The 1,922-nt window shown below is 62.5% G+C and carries 2 protein-coding genes; both read left to right on the top strand.

Annotation, left to right across the window (positions count from 1 at the left end):
* Positions 1-991, top strand: a 991-nt coding sequence (locus EOA86_RS32775) for a nitrite/sulfite reductase (protein WP_164892239.1), incomplete at its 5' end; no start/stop codon positions are given.
* The gene (locus tag EOA86_RS32780) at positions 966-1,730 is read left to right on the top strand and encodes a phosphoadenylyl-sulfate reductase (protein WP_065010146.1); all 765 of its coding nucleotides are present in this window, start codon (positions 966-968) and stop codon (positions 1,728-1,730) included. The genes EOA86_RS32775 and EOA86_RS32780, both read left to right, overlap by 26 nt.
* Positions 1,731-1,922: the final 192 nt, after the last annotated feature.

A 1,922-nucleotide genomic window follows, 5' to 3' on the forward strand; every position in this document is an offset into this window, starting at 1 on the left:
GTCCTATTGCACGGCGATCCTGCGCGTTTACAACCTCTACGGCCGCCGCGACAACAAATACAAGGCGCGCATCAAGATCCTCGTCCACGAGACCGGCGTCGAGGAGATCACCCGCCAGGTCGAGGCCGAATGGCAGGAGCTGAAAGAGGCGGATCTGAAGCTGCCGGAAGCCGACATCCGCGCCATCGATGCCTATTTCGCGCCACCGGCGCTGGCTGACCGGCCGGAAGGCGACGAGGTGGTCAGGCGCGCCCGCCTCGATTCCAAGAGCTTTTCGGAATGGCTCGACCAGAACGTGGTGACCCACCGCCATCCTGATTATGCCGCCGTGACCATTTCGCTCAAGGGCATCGGCGAAGCGCCGGGCGATGCCTCCGACAGCCAGATGGAAGCGGTCGCCGACCTTGCCGAGAAATATGCCTTCGACGAGTTGCGCGTCAGCCACGAGCAGAACCTGATCCTGCCGCATGTTGCGCGCGCAGACCTCAAGGCGGTCTATGACGCTCTGGTCGACATCGGACTGGCGACGGCCAATTCCAACCTGATATCAGACATCATCTCCTGCCCCGGCCTCGATTATTGCGCGCTGGCCACGGCGCGTTCCATTCCGGTGGCACAGGAAATCTCGCTTCGTTTCGCTTCGCTTGAGCGGCAGCGCGAGATCGGCGAATTGAAGCTGAAGATTTCCGGCTGCATCAACGCCTGCGGCCATCATCATGTCGGCCATATCGGCATCCTCGGGGTCGAAAAGAAGGGCGCCGAACTCTATCAGGTCACACTCGGCGGCTCGGCCGACGAGAACACCTCGGTCGGCGAGATCATCGGCCGCGGCTTCAGTTCGGAAGAGATCACCGACGCCATCGAGCAGATCGTCGAGACCTATCTCGGCCTCCGGCTCGACAGAAACGAAAAATTCATCGACGCCTACCGCCGTGTCGGTCCCGCGCCGTTCAAGGAGGCGCTCTATGCTGGCGAAGCCAAGGCCGCTTGATCGTATCGTCGACGTCGAGGCCGGCATCGCCGCCGAAGCGGCGGGGCTCGATGCGCTCTATGGTCATCTGAAGCCGCTTGAGATCATCGAGCGGTCGGCCCGGGAGTTCTTTCGCGGCGAAATCGCCGCAGTTTCGTCCTTTGGCGCGGATTCGGCGGTGCTGCTGCATATGATCGCCAAGATCGACCGGACGTTGCCGGTGATCTTCCTCGACACCGGCAAGCATTTCGAGGAGACGCTCGGCTATCGCGACGCGCTCGTTGCCGATTTCGGACTGACCGATATCCGGGTGATCACGCCGGACGAAGCAGCGCTCGAACGGATCGATCCGACCGGCAATCTGAACGAGACCGACACCGACGCCTGCTGCGACGTCCGCAAGGTCGAGCCACTGGCGCGCGGCGTCGAGCCGTTCCGCGCCTGGTTCACCGGCCGCAAGCGTTTTCAGGCGACCACGCGGGCAGCACTTCCGGTGTTCGAGGCGGTCGGTTCGCGCATCCGCATCAATCCGCTGGCGCACTGGACGACATCGGACCAGGCCGCCTACATGCGCAAGCATCAGCTGCGCGAGAACCCGCTGGTCGCCTATGGCTATCTGTCGATAGGCTGCTTCCCGTGCACGCAGCCGGTGCAGCCGGGCGAGGACGCGCGCAGCGGCCGCTGGGCCGGTCACGCCAAGACCGAGTGCGGCATCCATTTGTCGGGGCTGGAAAAGTCGCTGACCGACGCATCGCTTTAGGGTATGTTGATATTCAGGTGATGCCGGCCTGCAAACGGTAGCTTCCTGCGCTTCCGGTGCTCACGTACCCAAAGTACGCTCCGCTCCGGTTCTCGGAAGCCACCATTTTTGCCTCGGCCTGACCTGAATCTCAACACACCCTGGACTGTTTGATTTCTAGGAATTTCGATGACCGAACCGACGACGCTGGAG

The organism is Mesorhizobium sp. M5C.F.Ca.IN.020.32.2.1, from assembly GCF_004023105.1.
Lineage (GTDB): Bacteria > Pseudomonadota > Alphaproteobacteria > Rhizobiales > Rhizobiaceae > Mesorhizobium > Mesorhizobium wenxiniae.

Excerpts from the sequence above, each read along its gene's own strand:
- EOA86_RS32780 (WP_065010146.1), top strand. The coding sequence starts at position 966 with ATGCTGGCGAAGCCAAGGCCGCTTGATCGTATCGTCGACGTCGAGGCC.